The sequence below is a fragment of the Janthinobacterium sp. PAMC25594 genome (assembly GCF_019443505.1).
GTDB lineage: Bacteria > Pseudomonadota > Gammaproteobacteria > Burkholderiales > Burkholderiaceae_D > Janthinobacterium.
The window spans coordinates 5,887,521-5,905,879 of the sequence record NZ_CP080377.1 but is presented as its reverse complement, the minus strand read 5'-3'; the positions used below and the strand labels follow the sequence as shown (position 1 = coordinate 5,905,879).

Sequence of the window (18,359 nt, the reverse complement as noted above, 5' to 3'; positions counted from 1 at the left end):
TTTGCCTCTTAGCGGTCAATACTGCCGAACACGATATCTTGCGTCCCGATGATGGTCACGGCGTCGGCAAGCATGTGCCCACGCGCCATCTCGTCGAGCGACTGCAAGTGGGCGTAGTCTGGCGCGCGCAGTTTCATGCGGTACGGCTTGTTGGCGCCATCGGACACCAGGTACACGCCGAACTCGCCCTTCGGATGTTCCACGGCGCTGTAGGCCTCGCCTGGCGGCACGTGGAAACCTTCCGTGAACAGCTTGAAGTGGTGAATCAAGGATTCCATGTTGGTCTTCATGTCGACGCGGCCCGGAGGCGCCACCTTGCGGTTGCTGGTCATGACAGGACCTTCATTGTTGCGCAGCCACTCCACGCATTGCTTGATGATGCGGTTCGACTGGCGCAACTCTTCCACGCGGACCAGGTAGCGGTCGTAGCAATCGCCGTTGGTGCCGATAGGAATGTCGAAATCCATCAGGTCGTACACTTCGTACGGCTGTTTCTTGCGCAAGTCCCACTGCACGCCCGAGCCGCGCAGCATGGCGCCCGTAAAGCCCATGGCCAGCGCATCTTCCGGCGAGACCACGCCGATGCCGACGGTACGCTGTTTCCAGATACGGTTGTCGGTCAGCAACGTTTCGTACTCGTCCACGGAATTCGGGAAACGGCGCGCGAAGTCTTCGATGAAGTCCAGCAGGGAACCCTGGCGGTTTTCATTCAGCCTGGAAATCGCCTTGGCGTTGCGGATGATCGACGCCTTATGCTGCGGCATCGAATCCGGCAAGTCGCGGTACACGCCGCCCGGACGGTAGTAGGCCGCGTGCATGCGCGCGCCCGAGACTGCCTCGTAGGCGTCGAACAAGTCTTCGCGGTCGCGGAAGCAATACAGGAACGGGCCCATGGCGCCAACGTCCAGCGCGTGGGTGCCGAGCCACATCAGGTGATTCAGGATGCGCGTCATCTCGTCGAACATGACGCGGATGTATTGCGCGCGCAGCGGCACTTCCAGACCCAGCATCTTTTCGATGGCCATCACGTACGCGTGTTCATTGCACATCATCGACACATAGTCGAGACGATCCATGTACGGCACGGATTGCAGGTAGGTCTTCTGTTCGGCCAGCTTTTCGGTGGCGCGGTGCAGCAGGCCGATATGCGGGTCGGCACGCTGGATGACTTCGCCATCCATCTCCAGCACCAGGCGCAGCACACCGTGCGCGGCCGGATGCTGTGGCCCAAAGTTCAGGGTGTAGTTTTTAATCTCAGCCATTATTTCATCCCGTAATGTTCTTCGCGGATCACGCGCGGCACGTTTTCCCGCGGCTCGATCGTCACGGGCTGGTAAATCACGCGCTTTTGTTCCGGATCGTAACGCATCTCGACATAGCCGGAGACGGGGAAATCCTTGCGGAACGGATGGCCGATGAAACCGTAGTCGGTCAGCAGGCGGCGCAAGTCGTTGTGGCCTTCGAAGAGGATGCCCAGCAGGTCGAACGCTTCGCGCTCATACCAGTTGACGGCACGCCAGATGTTCACCACGGACGGCAGCAGCGGCATGTCGTCGTCCGGCGCGAACACGCGCACGCGCACGCGCCAGTTGTGCTTGACCGACAGCAAGTGCGAGACGGCCGCGAAACGCAGGCCATCCCAGCTACCGTCGCCATAGGTCGAGTAGTCGACGCCGCACAGGTCGAGCAGCTGCTCGAAATGCAGGCTCGGATCGTCGCGCAAGGTCTGCATCACGGCCAGGTAGTCCTCGGCCTTGACGACCAGGGTGACTTCGCCCAGTGCAACCGTCGTGCTAACGCGATCGCCCAGGGCAGTGCCGAGGGCGTTTTGCAATACTTCTAAATGTGTTGTCATAATCTGAAGCGGCCCGGTTAGCGTGCGATCGTGCTGGTACGCTTGATCTTGTTCTGCAACTGCATGATGCCGTACAGCAAGGCTTCAGCGGTCGGAGGACAGCCAGGCACATACACGTCGACGGGCACGATGCGGTCGCAACCGCGCACCACGGAATAGGAGTAATGGTAGTACCCGCCGCCATTGGCGCAGGAACCCATCGAGATGACCCAGCGTGGCTCTGCCATCTGGTCGTAGACCTTGCGCAAGGCCGGCGCCATCTTGTTGCACAGGGTGCCGGCAACGATCATGACGTCGGACTGACGCGGCGACGGACGAAACACGACGCCGAAACGGTCCATATCGTAGCGGGCTGCGCCCACATGCATCATTTCGACCGCACAGCAGGCCAGACCGAACGTCATCGGGAACATAGACCCGGTGCGCGCCCAGTTGATCAGCTTGTCGGCCGAGGTGGTGATGAAACCTTCGCTTAATACGCCTTCAATAGCCATGGCTTATTCCCAGTCAAGGGCACCTTTCTTCCAAATGTACCAAAATCCGACCACGAATTCAGCGATGAACACCATCATCGTGACGAAACCGGCCCAGCCCAGGTCGCGCATTGCAACGCCCCATGGGAAAAAGAATGCCGTTTCCAGATCGAACAAAATAAACAGGATTGCGACCAGATAGTAGCGCACATCGAATTTCATGCGCGCGTCTTCGAATGCTTCAAAGCCACATTCGTACGGGGAGAGTTTTGCTGCGTCAGGCTTGTGAGGGCCTAACAGGCGCCCCAGGAGCTGGGGAGCGATACCGACACCAAGGCCGATAATAATGAACAGCAGGACGGGGAAGTAATTTTCGAGGTTCACGATTGATGAGCTTATATTGAACGATCGGTTAAATGAGGACGCTGCGATCATTTGCAGCGTATCTAACGCACGACCCCAATCAAAGCTAAGACCAGGATCGAACGACACATCCTCGTAAAAAAAGCCAGCAACTTTGTACGAGCCATGGCTCGTGCGCCGTTGCTGGCTTCTGATTTCTGGTGCCGACGACGAGACTCGAACTCGTACAGCTTGCGCCACTACCCCCTCAAGATAGCGTGTCTACCAATTTCACCACGTCGGCGGTAAGGCCCGTATTCTACTCTGCTTTGCCGCTAAAGTTAATGCACAAATGCATCAAAACACAGATAAAAACGATAAATTTTTACATCTTCCAGCGCGCCACGATTTTTTCCTGCCGCGCTGCCAAAACATTGAGCAATAATCTGCCCGTAATGAGAATTACTCTCGATGAGGTATCGAGATACTACTCAGTGACACTGAATTACTTGGGAATCGCGCCTGCCGGGGTGCTGGCAACAGGGGCTGCTGCCGCCGGAGCGCTGGCTGCCGGAGCTGCTGCAGGTACCGTCGTCGGGATCGCGCCCGCGCCGGTGACCGGCACTGGCTTGACGACTTTATCCATCACGCCGCCGCCCACCGTGGTGGCGCGCTGATTGGCCATCAGCGACAGGGCCAGGGTGGCACCGAAGAAGATCGCGGCGGCAACGCCGGTCGATTTCGACATGAAGTTCGACGAACCCGTCGCACCGAACAGGCTGCCCGAGGCGCCCGAACCAAACGCGGCCCCCATGTCGGCGCCCTTGCCGTGCTGCAGCAACACCAGCGCGATAATCGACAAAGCCGAAATAACCTGTACTACCACTACCAGATTGAACATCATGTTCATTGCAATTCCATTCTTAGTTTAAATTAATTCAATCAGCGGCGTGAATAATCGCCAGGAAATCCGCCGCCTTCAATGCCGCCCCACCGATCAGACCGCCATCGATATCCGGCATCGCCATCAATTCTTTTGCGTTCTCCGGCTTCATGCTGCCACCGTACAGGATCTGCACGCCGACCGCCGCTACCGCATTCTTTGTCGCCAGCTGGCCGCGCAAGACCTGATGCACGTCCTGCGCCATTTGCGGCGTGGCTGTCTTGCCCGTGCCGATGGCCCAGACCGGCTCATAGGCCAGCACCAGTTTCGCCACGTCGTCGGCGGAAATCGCCGCCAGCACGGCACCGAGCTGCTGCGCCACGACCGCGTCGGTCTGGCCCGCGTCGCGCTGCGCCAGCGTCTCGCCGATGCAGACGATAGGCGTGATGCCCGCCGCCAGCGCGGCAACCGTCTTGGCCGCCACCTGCGCATCGCTCTCGCCGTGGTAGGCGCGGCGCTCGGAATGCCCGATCACCACATAGCCGCAGCCGAAATCCTGCAGCATGGCAACCGAGATTTCTCCCGTGTAGGCACCACTGGCGTGTGCGGAAACATCTTGCGCACCCCAGCCGAGAGCCGTGCCTGCCAATTGCGCCTGGCACTGCGCCAGATATGGCGCGGGCACACAGACGGCGCTGGCGGCGCCAGAGGCAGCCAGACCAGCCACTATTTCAGACAATAACACCGCGTTCGAGGTGCGACTGCCGTTCATTTTCCAATTTCCGACGACGAGTTTGCGACGCATAGTAGCCTAAATTCTAATAACCCGTCATTCTAACCCCGGCACCGATGCCGGTCAAACAGGCAGCGCCCCGTTTCAGGCAACTTGCAACATGATCTTGCCCACGTGCGTGCTCGCTTCCATCAAGGCATGCGCCTCACTGGCCTTCTCCAACGGGAAAGTCTGATAGATGACGGGCTTGATCTTGCCCGCCTCGATCAGCGGCCAGACGGTCGTGCGCAGGTGGTTCGCAATGGCGGCCTTGAAGGCGACCGGGCGCGGACGCAGGGTGGAACCGCTGACGCTCAGACGGCGGCGCAGCACCTGCCCCAGATCCAGGGTGGCTTTGGTGCCGCCCTGCACGGCGATCAGGCCGATGCGGCCGTCGTCGGCCAGGCAATCGATTTCGCGCGGCAGGTAGTCGCCGCCGACCATGTCGAGGATGACGTCGACACCCTTGCCATCGGTCAATTCCTTGACGACGGCGACGAAATCTTCCGTGCGGTAGTTGATGCCCCGTTCGGCGCCCAGCGCCTCGCAGGCGCGCGCCTTCTCGTCGCTGCCGGCCGTGGCAAACACGCGGTGACCGAGCGCGGCCGCCAATTGAATGGCCGCCACGCCGATGCCGGACGTGCCGCCCTGCACCAGCAACGTTTCACCATCGGCCAGCGCGCAGCGGTCGAACACATTGCTCCACACGGTAAAGAAGTTTTCCGGCAGCGACGCGCCCTCCAGCGCCGTCAAGCCCTTGGGCAAGGGCAGGCACTGGCCGCTTGGGGCGGCGCAGTATTCGGCATAACCGCCGCCCTGCACCAGCGCGCAGACCAGGTCGCCCTTCTTGAATGTCGTGTTGGTGAAATCGCCATCGACGACTTCGCCCGCCACTTCCAGGCCCGGCAAGTCGGACGCGCCGGCGGGCGGCGCATACTTGCCCAGGCGCTGTAGCACGTCAGGGCGGTTGATGCCGGCCGCGTGCACCTTGATCAGCAGTTCACCCGCCTTATATTGCGGCATGGGACGTTCGGCGATCTGTAAAACGTCGGCGGGACCTGGCTGGCTGATGGCAACTGCACGCATGGCGGGACTCTTTCAAGGGAAAACGGCGATTGTACGCCAAGCCGCTCGCCCCTGCAGACCGCCCCTTCTTCTTAGCCGGCGCCCGTCTTCGACTGACGCGGCAGCGGCGTGCCCGGCTTCCATTTGGCCGACAGGGCTTGCCCTTCCTCGACCTGCTCATGCGTCATCTTGCGCACCACGGCGGCGCGCTGATCGGCCGCATTCGCGTTGCCATTCGCTGCCGCCAGGTTCCACAGCATGTAGGCGATGACGTTATCCTGCGGCACGCCACCCATGTGGTAGCGGTACATCAGGCCCAGCACCTGCTGCGCCTCCGCATGGTTCTGCTCGGCCGCCTTGCGGAACCAGCCCACAGCCTGCTTGTGGTCCTGCAGCACGGCGTTGCCCGTGTAATACATGGCACCCACCACGTACTGGGCATCGGCCTTGCCCTGCTCGGCCGCCTTGCGGTGCCAGAACATGGCTTGCTTGTAATCCTGCGGCAAGCCCCGTCCCATGTAATACATCAAGCCCAGCAAATGCTGGGCATCGGCGTTGCCGGTCTTAGCAAGGGGCAATATTTCCTTGTAAGCCAGCGCGTAATTCTTGTTGTTGTAGGCGCTGGCGCCTTCGGCGAAGCCAGCCCGCGCGGGTAGCTGTATCGTCAACAGCATGAGTAATGTAATGATCAGTTTTTTCATCGGAATGGGATGTGGTCTGACTGCTTATTCTTGTCCTGCAGAAGGCCTGCGGCAGGATGCTTTTACTTCCAGCTAACTTTGCCCAGGCCCTCGACGCTGACATCGCGGTTGGCCGGCTTGCCGTACACCACCACCGAACCGAGTCCGCTCAGGTTCAGCTTGGCATTCGTATGGGCATTCACCGTGGCATTGCCGAGGCCGCTCAATTCCAGGTTCACGGCGTCCGCCTCGAATTGCTGCGCATTCAGGCTGCCCAGGCCGCCCAGGCTGGCTTTCAGGATGCGACCGCGTCCGCCCAGCACCACCGAGCCTGCGCCCTGCAGATCGAGTTCCGCCTTGTCGTTATTGCCGATCCAGAGTTGCATGCTGCCCACGCCGCCCAGGCTGGCATTGAGCTTGCGATAGTCGCCCACCAGCTTGATGCTGCCCGCCCCTTCCAGCGACAGGGTCAGCTCCTCACCCTTGAAACCCGTGATGTCCGTGCTGCCAAAGCCTTCCGAACTGACTTCGCGCAAGTTCGGCAAGACCAGGTCGGCGCGGATCGACGAAGGGCCGAGCTTGAAGCCGCGCACTTCCGTTTCGATGTGCAGGGTGTCGCCGCTTTGCGCCGTGCTGACATCGGCGATGTAGCGCTTGTCGGCCGTGATGCTCAGCGACGGCACATTGCCCTGGCGAATGCGCACTTCCATCACGCCGTCGAGCTTGACGCGCACCACGCGGGCGTCGACGTTGCGCATCTCCAGCAAGCGGGTCTCGGCGGCCGCGCCGCGCACCAGGCCCAAAGTCGCCAGGAACAGCAGCGCCAGTTGCAGTGTCTTTTTCATGTAGTGCATCCTCGGTATCTTGTTTTTATATGTCGCGGCGCCCTCGTGGGACTCGCGCGCATTGCCACTGGCCGCCACTGTAGCAGCAGCAAAAATTGCTGACAATCAATTATGCAAAACGGGCTTTTTCCAAGGCGCTCAGGCGCTTGGCCTTGACGACCACCACTTGCATGACAGCCTTGTTTGCTGGCGCAGCCACGGTGGCCGTGGAGCTGGCCACTTGCAGGGCCGGAGCGGCCGGGGCGATGGCGTAGCAGCTGGCGCCGAGCAGGATGGCGGCGGCAACGGCAATGACTTCCATGTTTTTAGCGACGTTCATTTGAATCTCCTCGGGTGTCTGGCAGTGGGCTTGCGGTATGGTGTCACTATAGCCATACCGCCCCCGGCCAACACGCCGATTGCGACGAACTGCGCTTTTGGCAGGCTGGCCTGACAAAAACGCGGATAAACGCGCAGATCGCTACGCTTGCAACTTAAAACTCTTCCCACTCATCGGCGCCGGACTTGGCTGCCTTGACGGGCTTGGCCGCCGACAGCGCGCGGGCTGGCGCACGTGGTACCGATGCGGCCGGCTTCGCCTTGAGGCGCGTCACGGGCGCGGGCGCTGCAGCAGGGTCCGCGTCACCGAGGCGGAACATGCCGACGGCCTGCGCCAGGTCCACGGCCTGCTCCTGCAGGCTTTCCGCGGCGGCGGCCGCCTGCTCGACGAGGGCGGCGTTCTGTTGCGTCATGGTATCCATGTGCGTGACGGCCGTATTGATCTCGCCGATGCCGGCGCTCTGTTCGCGGCTGGCCACCGTGATCTCGCTCATGATGGTCGTCAATTGCTGCACCGAGGCCACCACCTGCTCCATGGTCTGGCCCGCTTCATTAACAAGGCGGCCGCCCGCATCGACCTTCTCCACCGAATCGCCGATCAGCTCCTTGATTTCCTTCGCCGCGCCAGCGGACCGTTGCGCCAGGTTGCGCACTTCGGACGCCACCACGGCAAAGCCCCTGCCCTGCTCGCCCGCGCGCGCCGCCTCGACGGCCGCGTTCAAGGCCAGGATATTCGTCTGGAAAGCGATGCCGTCAATCACGCCGATGATGTCGACGATCTTGCGCGAACTTTCCTGGATGCCGGCCATCGTGCCCACCACTTGCTGCACCACGCGGCCGCCCTTGGCCGCCACTTCCGAGGCGGACATGGCCAGCTCGTTGGCCGCATGCGCGTTTTCCGCATTCTGTTTCACCGTCGAGGTCAGCTCATCCATCGAGCTGGCCGTCTGTTCCAGCGCCCCTGCCTGCGCTTCCGTGCGCGAGGACAGGTCGACGTTGCCGGCGGCAATATCGGCCGACTCGCTGCGCACCAGGGTGCTGATGCTGCGTATCTGCACCAGCACGGTGGCGATTTTTTCCACGAACAAGTTAAAGGCCTTGGCGATCTGCGCCAGTTCGTCCGTACCTTGCGCGTCGAGGCGGCTGGTCAGGTCGCCGTCGCCCGTGGCAATCGCTTCCATCGCATCGCGCACCAGGCCCAGGCGGCGCAGGGCGCGCGCCACCAGCGCACTCAGTACCGTGGCGGCCAGGGCCAGCACCAGCAAGGCCGTCAGGGCCGAGGCGCGCAGCATGGAGGTCAATGCCTGCGTCGCTTCCGCCCGGTCGAGCACAGTCGCCAGCAGCCAGTCGCTGCCTAGAACCTTACTTACATGCAGGATGCCGTTACGTTCGCCGAGGCGAATGGCGGCGCCGTCGCCGCTCTTTTCAATATCGGCCAGCGCCTGCGCACTCAGGCCCGGGTCCAGCTCGGCCAGCGGTTTCAGGGTCAGCTTGCCATCCGGGTGGGCGATGATCTTGCCGCCGCCATCGACGAGAAAGCCGTAGCTGGACGGCGTCGGCTTGATCGAGGCGACGTTCTGCACCACGGCATCCATCATCACATCGGCCGCCATCACGCCCGTCACGCTGCCCTTGCCGCCCAGCGGCTCGGCAAACGTCACCACCAGCTTGCCCGTGCTGGCGCCGATATACGGCGCCGTGATGATGGGGCCGCCCACTTCGGACGCCAGCTTGTACCAGGGCCGCGCCGTGGGATCGTAGTCGGCGGCGCGCTTGCGCTCCTGCGAAAAGACGGCGTGCTTGTCGGCAAAGCCGATATACGCCATGTCGAACGTGCCTGCCTGCTCGGCCGCCTTCAGGGCCGGCAGCGGATCAGCCGCCGTGGCGCCCTGCTTGAGCGAAGCGACGACAGCCTGCTTGGAACGCAGCCATTCGGCGATGGCCGCCGCATGGCTGTGCGACAACTGCAGCATCTGCGTGTCGAGCGCGGCCAGGGTGCTGGAGCGCGTGGTGAAGAAATTGGCGATGGCCACGGCCAGCATGGCCAGCACGACGATGGAAACGGCGATGGCGATCAGCCGCGCCTTAAGGGAGGACAACATAGTGCATCCAATAAAAAAGAGAAAATCGGGAGGGATGCGCCATGGTCGATGAATAAGATTTTGTCGTCAAGCAATACCGACTCTCAATTACCCAGAAACAACAATTGATACCATACATTAATCAAATGATTGCCAATCAGATATCACCCCGCAGCTTGCGCAAGGCCGGCGATTCGCCGCCCGTGGCCTCGATGCGGAAGCGGGCAAATGCCTGTTCCAGTTCGGGGTACTGGCGCAAGCCGCCTTCCGTAAAATAACGCCCGCCGGGGATATCGCCCCATGGCAGGGGTGCGCTCAAGGCGCCGCTGCCAGCCAGGGCCAGCAGCGGCTCGACCGCGCTGCGCAAGTCGGCCACCTCCCCGTCTACGGGCGCCAGGCGCGCCAGCAATTGTTCCAGTTCGGCGGCAAGGGCTTGCAAGCGCTGTTGGTCCATCATCTCTCCTCAGTTTCTGATCGTGCCGATCAGCACGGGCGCCGACCACAAGTTGCGATTTGGCAATAAATACTGTTGTGCCCCGCCCTTGCGCCGTACCAGGCCGCCCAGCTCTTGCGTGGGCGCCACCTGGCTGACGAAGACATTCACCGTACCCTTGGGCATGATCTGGTACACATCATACAGCGGCGCCTCGCTCTTCAAGGGCAAGCCGAAACAGTCGGCCAGGCTGGCGCACTGGCCCGCCGCCAGCTGCAATTGCGCGCTGGTGGTGAAATAGGGCGAATATGGCGACACATTCTGGCCATGCGGCACGATTTTTACCAATGCGGCCGACATGGCTTGCAGGTCCGGCAAGGTGCTGCCGGAAGCGAGCTGCTCGACCGCCCGCGCATAAATCGTCTCGGCCGGAGCGGCCGGGTCGGCGGCGCGCAGTTCGCGCAGGAACTGCTGCCCTGGCCCGCTATCGAGATAGGAGTCGATAGCTTCACGCGGCAAGCCCGCCGTCTTGAAGGTGCTGAGGTCATTGATTTCGCGCGCATGCACGGCGCGCAAGGCGTCGATATCCTGCGCCGGCATGGCCGTGGACGCGGCGGCGATGGGGATGGGCAGCGGCACCGGCGTGGGCGCGTTGTCCAGCTGTGCCCGGACGCCGGGCGCGACGGCAAGCAGAAAGGCGGCGGCCAGCCCGCAGAATGTGCGCATGCTGCATCTCCTTGGAAGACTCGTTCAGGGGAAGATCCCCTCCCGAATCTACAAGGCGCAAAACTGGCCACTGCGAGCTGGATCAAGGCCGATGCGCAAAGCGGCATCTACCTTGATGCAGCACAAACGCGGCGCAAAAAAACCGCCAGGGCTTGCGCGCTGGCGGTTGTTGAGCATGCGGCCGAGGCCGCAGTCAGTCTGACTTAAGCGGCTGGCGCTTCGTTGCCTTCAGCAGCTTTCATCGACAGCTTCAGACGGCCGCGGTCGTCCGTTTCCAGAACCTTGACGCGGACCAGCTGGCCTTCTTTCAGGTAGTCGGCCACGGCGTTGACGCGCTCGTTGGCGATCTGCGAGATGTGCAGCAAGCCGTCTTTGCCTGGCATGACTTGCACGATGGCGCCGAAGTCCAGCAGTTTCAGCACGGTGCCTTCGTAGGTCTTGCCCACTTCGACGGAGGCGGTCAGTTCTTCGATGCGGCGCTTGGCTTCCTGGCCGGCAGCGGCGTCGACGGACGCGATGGTGACCACGCCTTCGTCGCTGATGTCGATCTGGGTGCCCGTCTCTTCGGTCAGCGCGCGAATCACGGCGCCGCCCTTGCCGATCACGTCACGGATTTTTTCCGGGTTGATCTTGATGGTGATCAGACGCGGTGCGAAATCGGACAGTTCGGTTTTGACGTGCGGCATGGCTTTTTGCATTTCGCCCAGGATGTGCTCGCGGCCTTCCTTGGCTTGCGCCAGTGCCACTTGCATGATTTCCTTGGTGATGCCCATTATCTTGATGTCCATCTGCAGCGCCGTGATACCGTTGCGGGTACCGGCTACCTTGAAGTCCATGTCGCCCAGGTGATCTTCATCGCCCAGGATGTCGGACAGCACGGCAAACTTGCCGCCTTCCTTGATCAGGCCCATGGCGATACCGGCCACGTGTTCTTTCATCGGCACGCCGGCGTCCATCAGTGCCAGGCAGCCGCCGCAGACCGAAGCCATCGACGAGGAACCGTTCGATTCCGTGATTTCCGATACCAGGCGCACCGAGTAGCTGAACTCTTCGGCTGCTGGCAGGGCGGCGATCAGCGCGCGCTTGGCCAGACGGCCGTGGCCGATTTCGCGGCGTTTAGGCGTACCGACACGGCCCGTTTCGCCGGTGGCGAACGGAGGCATGTTGTAATGCAGCATGAACGAATCGGTGAACTCGCCCATCAGCGCATCGATCTTCTGGCTGTCGCGGGCGGTGCCCAGGGTAGCGACGACCAGCGCCTGCGTTTCGCCGCGCGTGAACAGGGCCGAACCGTGGGTGCGTGGCAGCACGCTGGTGCGGATCGAGATCGGACGCACGGTGCGCGTGTCGCGGCCGTCGATGCGTGGCTCGCCGTCCAGGATTTGCGTACGCACAATCTTGGCTTCGATGTCGAACAGGATGTTGTTCACTTCGGCGCTGTCGATGGACGCGCCACCGTTGGCGGCGGCTTCAGCCGACAGGTCGGCGATCACTTCCGACGTCGCCGCTTTCAGCTTGGCCGTACGCTCTTGCTTGTCCTTGGTTTGATACGCATCATTGATCTTGGCGTTGGCGAAATGCGCGACGCGGGCGATCAGTGCTTCGTTTTTCGGCGCAGGCGCCCATTCCACTTCCGGCTTGCCGCCGTCACGCACCAGGTCGTGAATCGCGTCGATGACGACTTTCATCTGGTCGTGGCCGAAGACCACGGCGCCCAGCATGATTTCTTCGGACAGCTGTTTCGCTTCCGATTCGACCATCAGCACGGCCGTTTCGGTACCGGCGACCACCAGGTCCATTTCCGACGTTTTCAGCTGCTGAACGGTCGGGTTAAGGATGTACTGGCCGTTGGCGTAACCGACGCGCGCAGCGCCGATAGGACCGCTGAAAGGCACGCCCGAGACGCACAGGGCAGCGGAGGCGCCGATCATGGCGGCGATGTCCGGATCGATTTCAGGGTTAACCGACAACACGTGAATGATGACTTGCACTTCATTCAGGTAGCCTTCCGGGAACAGCGGACGGATAGGACGGTCGATCAGACGCGATGTCAGTGTTTCTTTTTCGGAAGGACGGCCTTCGCGCTTGAAAAAACCGCCCGGGATTTTACCGGCAGCATAGGTTTTTTCAACATAATCTACCGTCAAAGGGAAGAAATCCTGGCCTGGTTTGGCATCTTTGCGTGCCACCACCGTTGCCAGAACGACGGTATCTTCGATCGACACCAGCACTGCGCCGGATGCCTGACGTGCGATTTCGCCGGTTTCCAGGGTCACTTGGTGTTGACCGTACTGGAAGGTTTTCGTAACTTTGTTAAACATGGGGTATCCCTTTTCTAATTGCCGACAGATTTTCAGGGGCTGTCGTTCACCTCACCACAGGCGGTGGAAAAACCGTTGCCGCCTTTACTACTTTACTTTTAAAACATGATATCGGTAGGAGCATACTGCACTTACCGACATAAATCCGGAATTCAAATGACAAAATGCCCGCGTCAGCGAACTGGCGCAGGCATTTCTGTATAAACCTTGTACGGCAAAAATTACTTGCGCAGACCAAGTTTAGCGATCAGGTCGCGATAACGGGTAGCGTCTTTCGACTTCAGGTAGGACAACAGGCTCTTACGACGGTTGACCATCATGATCAGGCCGCGGCGGGAGTGGTGATCTTTCGAGTGGGCTTTGAAGTGGCCGTTCAGTTCGTTGATGCGAGCTGTCAGCAGTGCAACTTGCACTTCAGGGGAGCCGGTGTCGTTTTGACCACGTGCGTTGTCCGCGATGATAGCGGCTTTGTTGATGTTTTCTACTGTCATGATAAACCTTTCACATGCGGTGCACAGAGTCTGAACCCTATCCACCGTGAACTACGATTATTAAAATACTGGCCTATGCTTCCAACCAGACGCGCAAGTATATCGGAAAAAAGCCCGCCTGTATCCTGCCGTGCGCTCTTTTCTCGGCGCATGATAGGATTTTCCCGCATTTCAGGAGGACAAACATGAAAAAACTGCTCAAATTAGCAACGCCGCTGCTGTTTGCCGTGCTGGCCGGCTGCGCCAGCTGGAACGTCCCGCCGCCGCAGCCGGGCGAACCGCGCGCCGCCGTGGAAGCGCGCCTGGGCCGGCCGACGAATATCTACCAGCTGCCCACGGGGCCGGAACTGGAATACGCGACGGGGCCGTACGGCCAGTACACGTATATGGCCCGCTTCGGCCCCGACGACAAGTTGATTTCCTACGAGCAGGTGCTCGACACGCCGGGCTTTGCCCGCATCAAGGTGGGCGTGTCGACCCAGCAAGACGTGCTGCACACCTTGGGCCGCCCGACGGAAACCTCCTACCTGTCCATCCCGAAACTGACCGTCTGGTCCTATCGCTACAAGGAATCGGGCGTGTGGGATTCCATGATGCACGTACACTTCGACCATGACGGCATCGTGCGCATGATGATGAATGGGCCCGATCCGGCCAAGGAAGAGCGCCGCTTTTTCTGGTGATATATGGCTAAGGTTGCGGGTCGATCCGTTCATCCTTGGAATGCAGTTTGTTGAGCGCCGACAAATACGCCTTGGCCGAGGCGACGATGATGTCGGGGTCGGCGCCCACGCCGTTGACGATGCGCCCGTCGCGCGACAATCGCATCGTCACTTCACCCTGCGACTGCGTGCCCGTGCTGATGGCATTGACGGAGAACAAGACCAGCTCCGCGCCGCTGGCGGCCGCGCTTTCGATGGCGTTGACGGTCGCGTCGACGGGGCCGTCGCCCTGCCCTTCGCAGCTGCGCTGCACGCCGCCGACAAGAAACTCCACGCGCGCATGCGGCACGGCGCCCGTCGTCGACTGCTGTGTCAGGGAAATGAAACGGTAGTGCTCACTCTCCTGCGCTTGCTGTTCCTCGCTGACGAGGGCCATGATGTCTTCGTCGAAAATCTCGGATTTGCGGTCGGCCAGTTCCTTGAAGCGCAGGAAGGCCGCGTTGACTTCCGCCTCCGATTCGAGCGCGATGCCCAGCTCGTGCAACCGCTGCCTGAAGGCGTTGCGGCCCGACAGTTTACCCAGGACGATCTTGTTGGCCGTCCAGCCCACGTCTTCGGCGCGCATGATTTCATACGTCTCGCGCGCCTTTAAAATGCCGTCCTGGTGGATGCCGGACGCGTGCGCAAAGGCGTTCGCGCCCACCACTGCCTTGTTCGGCTGCACGGCAAAGCCCGTGATCTGCGACACCATTTTCGAGGCCGCCACGATTTGCGTCGTATCGATGCCCACCGTCAAGTTGTAATAGGCGGCGCGCGTGCGCAGCGCCATCACCACTTCTTCCAGCGCCGTGTTGCCGGCCCGCTCGCCGAGGCCATTGACGGTACACTCGATCTGCCGCGCGCCACCGATCATGACGCCGGCCAGCGAATTGGCCACAGCCAGGCCCAGGTCGTTATGACAATGGACGGACCAGATGGCTTTATCGGCATTCGGTATGCGTTCGCGCAAACGCTTGATGGTATTGCCGAAGATCTCGGGCACGGCGTAACCCACCGTGTCGGGGAAATTGATGGTGGTGGCGCCCTCGGCGATCACGGCTTCGAGCACGCGGCACAAAAAATCCTCGTCGGAACGGCTGCCGTCTTCGGGGCTGAATTCGATATCGTCCGTGAACTGGCGCGCGTAGCGCACGGCGTTCTGCGCCTGCGTCAGCACTTGCTCAGGCGTCATGCGCAGCTTCATCTGCATGTGCAGCGGTGAAGTGGCAATGAAGGTGTGGATGCGCTTGCGCTCGGCGGGCGCCAGCGCTTCGGCGGCGCGGGCGATGTCGCGGTCGTTGGCGCGCGACAGCGAACAGATGGTCGATTCGCGCACGGCGCCGGCAATCGCCCGTATCGACTCGAAGTCGCCCTGCGAGGCGGCCGCGAATCCCGCTTCGATCACATCGAACTTCATGCGTTCGAGCTGCCTGGCGATGCGCAGCTTTTCCTCGCGCGTCATGGAAGCGCCCGGCGATTGCTCGCCGTCGCGCAAGGTGGTGTCAAAAATGATGAGTCGGTTGCTGGTGTTCATGGCTGCTCCTGGCTGGCTGAAGACTGGCGATGCTACCGACTCGGCGCATTAATGCTCGTGGTCGGTCTGGATGATGCTGACGGGCTTGCCCTTCGCCATGCGCCAGAAAAACACGGCGTAGCCGGACAGGCCATAGGCGACGAAAATCGGGAACAGCACTTTCGGCGGGTCGATGGAAATGAGCGCGAAGAACAATGCCAGCAGGAATACCACGATGAAGGGCACGGACTTGCGGAAATTCACATCCTTGAAACTGTAGAACGGCACATTCGTGACCATGGTCAGGCCGGCGAACAGGGCGATCGTCCACGAGACCCAGGCCAGCTGGTTGCCGGCAAATTCCAGGTCGTTCATCAGCAGGATGAAGCCGGCCACCATGGCGGCGGCAGCCGGGCTGGGCAAGCCCTGGAAGAAGCGCTTGTCGACCACGGCAATATTCGTGTTAAAGCGGGCAAGGCGCAAGGCGGCACCGGCGCAATACACGAAGGCGGCCAGCCAGCCCAGTTTGCCCATGCCGCGCAGCGACCATTCATAGATCACCAGCGCCGGCGCGGCGCCAAACGACACCATGTCGGACAGGCTGTCGTACTGGGCGCCGAATTCGCTCTGCGTATTTGTCAGGCGGGCGATGCGGCCGTCGAGGCCGTCGAGGATCATGGCGATGAAGATGGCCCAGGCCGCGTGTTCGAATTTCTGGTTCATGGCCATGACGATGGCGTAGAAGCCGCAAAACAGGGCTGCCGTCGTGAAGGCGTTCGGCAACAGATAGATGCCGCGGCGGCGCAAGGTTTTCTTGCCCGTGCCATCGGCCACCGGCTGGCGCACGAATTTGCTGAAGCGGGACGCTTTGGATGCTGCGGGAGTGCCGTTCTTGCCTCTACGACGGGGGAAGTTTGCCATGTTGTTCCATATCTTGTGTACTGCGGGGGATTCGGTGCCAGATGGCAGGCGCATTCGTCTTGCGGCATGCGCCTGCCGATCTTGCCATTATAGAGGAGCCACCGCCAAAGAAAAGCGCGGCGGCGTCAAGCCGGCAATATTGACACCAATACTAGCCTTATTTGAACTTGATCTTCGCCACCAGGCCCATGTTGAGGGTCGTTTCGCCTGGTTCGAAGCTCGGTTCGGCCACCTGGTTGCCGCCATAACCCATGGAGTCGGCGCTCATGGCGCGTGCACCAGCCATATTGGCGCGCTGCGCATAGTTGCCCGAACCTTCGAAATCGATGGTGTCGATCACGGCGTCATTGACGTTGCGGCCCATGGCGCCGGCGATGGCGGCCACGCGCTCATTGAGGTTCTTGTACGCGGCGGCGATGCGCTGGTCGTCGAGCTTGCGGATGGTGGCGGGCGCCAGGCCGAAATTCAAACGGTTCAGGGTCAGCACGCCTTGCGCTGCAGAAACGGTTTTCGGCAAGGCGGCCAGGTTGGTCGTCGTCACCTGCAGGTACTGGCCTACGCGCCAGCCCGTCGGCACACGCGGCTTGGCGGCGACGCCCGGCGGCAGGGGCGCCGTTTCCGGGTACACGGCATAGGTGTAATAACCCTGGGTCTTGAGCACGGCTTGCGGATCGGCTTTCTTGACGATGGCCGCGCCCTGGTTCATCTTCTGGTTCACGCGCGAGGCGGCGGCGGCCTTGTCCTTGTCCTGCTCTTCAATGGCCAGGGTGACGGTCACCTGGTCGTTCGCATGCACCACTTCGCCATTCGCGGGCACCACCACGAGGGTGCCGGAGGTGGGCAAGGCCTGGGCGTGTGCGCTCAGGGCAACGGTAGCGGCGGCGGCCAGCAGCGATTTCATGACGGTCATGCTGTTCTCCTGGAAAATAATGGGGCAAAAACGACCATGGGGCCAACAGCCCCATGATTTTTAAAACAGTCTAACGCGAAAACATTGCCACGTTGACGAGCTTACTCGCACTTACTTGAACTTGACCTTGCCGACGACGCGCATGTCGAGCGTCGTTTCGCCCGGCTCGAAGCTCGGTTCGGCGACGACGCTGCTGTCTTCGGACATCTTGGCGCTGCGCATCATCATCGGCGCGGCGGCAGGACGGCTTTCGGTGGCGTAGTTGCCCGAACCTTCGAAGTCCACCGTATCGAGCACGGCGTCGGACACATTGCGGCCCATGGCCTTGGCGATGGCGGCCACGCGCTCATTGAGGTTTTTATACGTGGCGGCGATGCGCTGGTCGTCCAGCAAGCGGATGGTTTCCGGCTTCAGGCCGAAATTCAAGCCATTCAGGGTCAGCACGCCTTGCGCCGCCGATACGGTTTTTGGCAAGGTCGCCAGGTTCGCCGTCGTCACTTCCAGGTACTGGCCGACACGCCATGCCGTTGGCAAACGTGGCTTGGCCACGGCACCAGCCGGCAACGGGCGCTCTTCCGGATACACGGGATAGGTGTAGTAGCCGTACGATTTCAGCGCCGCCGATGGGTCGGCCTGCTTGACGATGGCGATGCCCTTGTTCATCTTCTGGTTGACTCGCGACGCGGCGGCAGCCTTGTCCTTGTCCTGTTCTTCGACGGCCAGGGTAGCGATCACCTGGTCGTTGACATGCTTGACTTCGCCAAACGCGGGGACGACCACCAGGGTGCCGTTGGTTGGCAAGGTTTGCGCTTGTGCGCTCAGGGCAACGGTGGCTGCGGCGGCAACAAGGATGGATTTCATCACGGTCATGGGGGGGTACTCCTAGGTAGTTAATATGGCTGACAGCCCGCGAAAGGGAGGCTTTTGCCATCCCTTTCGCCTGAGAAACTTGTCAAACTGTGTAGATTCTAACGCCTCATTCATTCCCGTGGCGCAAATTAACAAATCGTCACAAAATGTGCTTCCCAG

Annotated in this window: 20 protein-coding genes and 1 tRNA gene; 1 reads left to right on the top strand and 20 read right to left on the bottom strand. The window is 61.2% G+C overall.

Annotation, left to right across the window (positions count from 1 at the left end; translation table 11 throughout):
• Positions 1-8: 8 nt before the first annotated feature.
• From KY494_RS26485 to rpsO, 16 genes are all read right to left on the bottom strand, one after another.
• A complete protein-coding gene (locus tag KY494_RS26485) occupies positions 9-1,262 on the bottom strand; it encodes an NADH-quinone oxidoreductase subunit D (protein ID WP_141170145.1) in 1,254 nt (417 codons plus the stop codon).
• Positions 1,262-1,855 (bottom strand): NADH-quinone oxidoreductase subunit C, encoded by a 594-nt coding sequence (locus tag KY494_RS26480; protein WP_219133608.1) that lies wholly within the window; start codon positions 1,853-1,855, stop codon positions 1,262-1,264. The genes KY494_RS26485 and KY494_RS26480 overlap by 1 nt, the downstream gene beginning before the upstream one ends.
• A gap of 17 nt (positions 1,856-1,872) precedes the next feature.
• Positions 1,873-2,349: an NADH-quinone oxidoreductase subunit B family protein gene (locus KY494_RS26475; RefSeq protein WP_010399733.1), complete on the bottom strand. Its 477-nt coding sequence runs from the start codon at positions 2,347-2,349 to the stop codon at positions 1,873-1,875.
• 3 nt (positions 2,350-2,352) lie between these two features.
• Positions 2,353-2,712 carry an NADH-quinone oxidoreductase subunit A gene (locus tag KY494_RS26470; protein WP_071076971.1) on the bottom strand — a complete coding sequence of 120 codons (360 nt, stop codon included), beginning with the start codon at positions 2,710-2,712 and terminating at the stop codon, positions 2,353-2,355.
• A gap of 177 nt (positions 2,713-2,889) precedes the next feature.
• A tRNA-Leu gene (locus tag KY494_RS26465) sits at positions 2,890-2,974 on the bottom strand.
• Positions 2,975-3,175: 201 nt separating this feature from the next.
• Entirely contained in the window at positions 3,176-3,580 is a 405-nt protein-coding gene (secG, locus tag KY494_RS26460; protein WP_034749996.1) for a preprotein translocase subunit SecG, read from the bottom strand.
• A 28-nt stretch (positions 3,581-3,608) separates the two neighbouring features.
• Complete coding sequence (tpiA, locus tag KY494_RS26455) at positions 3,609-4,358, bottom strand: triose-phosphate isomerase (RefSeq protein ID WP_219888769.1); 750 nt, start codon at positions 4,356-4,358, stop codon at positions 3,609-3,611.
• Between the two features lie 72 nt (positions 4,359-4,430).
• Positions 4,431-5,411, bottom strand: coding sequence for an NAD(P)H-quinone oxidoreductase (locus tag KY494_RS26450; RefSeq protein ID WP_219133612.1), 981 nt, complete (start codon positions 5,409-5,411; stop codon positions 4,431-4,433).
• A gap of 71 nt (positions 5,412-5,482) precedes the next feature.
• On the bottom strand, positions 5,483-6,091 hold the full coding sequence (locus tag KY494_RS26445; protein WP_071076354.1) for a tetratricopeptide repeat protein: 609 nt from the start codon (positions 6,089-6,091) through the stop codon (positions 5,483-5,485).
• Positions 6,092-6,153: 62 nt separating this feature from the next.
• A complete protein-coding gene (locus tag KY494_RS26440; protein ID WP_219133614.1) occupies positions 6,154-6,915 on the bottom strand; it encodes a GIN domain-containing protein in 762 nt (253 codons plus the stop codon).
• A gap of 109 nt (positions 6,916-7,024) precedes the next feature.
• Positions 7,025-7,234 carry a hypothetical protein gene (locus KY494_RS26435; RefSeq protein WP_219888767.1) on the bottom strand — a complete coding sequence of 70 codons (210 nt, stop codon included), beginning with the start codon at positions 7,232-7,234 and terminating at the stop codon, positions 7,025-7,027.
• Between the two features lie 154 nt (positions 7,235-7,388).
• A complete protein-coding gene (locus KY494_RS26430; protein WP_219888766.1) occupies positions 7,389-9,335 on the bottom strand; it encodes a methyl-accepting chemotaxis protein in 1,947 nt (648 codons plus the stop codon).
• A 136-nt stretch (positions 9,336-9,471) separates the two neighbouring features.
• Positions 9,472-9,771, bottom strand: coding sequence for a hypothetical protein (locus tag KY494_RS26425; protein WP_219888764.1), 300 nt, complete (start codon positions 9,769-9,771; stop codon positions 9,472-9,474).
• Positions 9,772-9,777: 6 nt separating this feature from the next.
• The gene (locus KY494_RS26420) at positions 9,778-10,473 is read right to left on the bottom strand and encodes a hypothetical protein (protein ID WP_219888762.1); all 696 of its coding nucleotides are present in this window, start codon (positions 10,471-10,473) and stop codon (positions 9,778-9,780) included.
• A 203-nt stretch (positions 10,474-10,676) separates the two neighbouring features.
• Positions 10,677-12,794, bottom strand: coding sequence for a polyribonucleotide nucleotidyltransferase (gene pnp, locus KY494_RS26415; protein ID WP_071076349.1), 2,118 nt, complete (start codon positions 12,792-12,794; stop codon positions 10,677-10,679).
• A gap of 221 nt (positions 12,795-13,015) precedes the next feature.
• Complete coding sequence (rpsO, locus tag KY494_RS26410; RefSeq protein WP_071076969.1) at positions 13,016-13,285, bottom strand: 30S ribosomal protein S15; 270 nt, start codon at positions 13,283-13,285, stop codon at positions 13,016-13,018.
• A gap of 185 nt (positions 13,286-13,470) precedes the next feature.
• Here rpsO and bamE point away from each other — a divergent pair, with 185 nt between their 5' ends.
• Positions 13,471-13,968, top strand: a complete 498-nt coding sequence (gene bamE, locus KY494_RS26405; protein WP_219888761.1) for an outer membrane protein assembly factor BamE — start codon at positions 13,471-13,473, stop codon at positions 13,966-13,968.
• Between the two features lie 7 nt (positions 13,969-13,975).
• On the opposite strand, the gene KY494_RS26400 is transcribed toward bamE, so the two are convergent.
• The 4 genes from KY494_RS26400 to KY494_RS26385 all read right to left on the bottom strand — a co-directional run bounded on the left by KY494_RS26400 (position 13,976) and on the right by KY494_RS26385 (position 18,200).
• Positions 13,976-15,520 carry a 2-isopropylmalate synthase gene (locus tag KY494_RS26400; protein WP_219888759.1) on the bottom strand — a complete coding sequence of 515 codons (1,545 nt, stop codon included), beginning with the start codon at positions 15,518-15,520 and terminating at the stop codon, positions 13,976-13,978.
• Between the two features lie 48 nt (positions 15,521-15,568).
• Positions 15,569-16,420, bottom strand: a complete 852-nt coding sequence (pssA, locus tag KY494_RS26395) for a CDP-diacylglycerol--serine O-phosphatidyltransferase (RefSeq protein WP_219133623.1) — start codon at positions 16,418-16,420, stop codon at positions 15,569-15,571.
• A gap of 157 nt (positions 16,421-16,577) precedes the next feature.
• The gene (locus KY494_RS26390) at positions 16,578-17,330 is read right to left on the bottom strand and encodes an SIMPL domain-containing protein (protein ID WP_219888757.1); all 753 of its coding nucleotides are present in this window, start codon (positions 17,328-17,330) and stop codon (positions 16,578-16,580) included.
• Between the two features lie 111 nt (positions 17,331-17,441).
• The gene (locus KY494_RS26385; protein ID WP_219888756.1) at positions 17,442-18,200 is read right to left on the bottom strand and encodes an SIMPL domain-containing protein; all 759 of its coding nucleotides are present in this window, start codon (positions 18,198-18,200) and stop codon (positions 17,442-17,444) included.
• Positions 18,201-18,359: the final 159 nt, after the last annotated feature.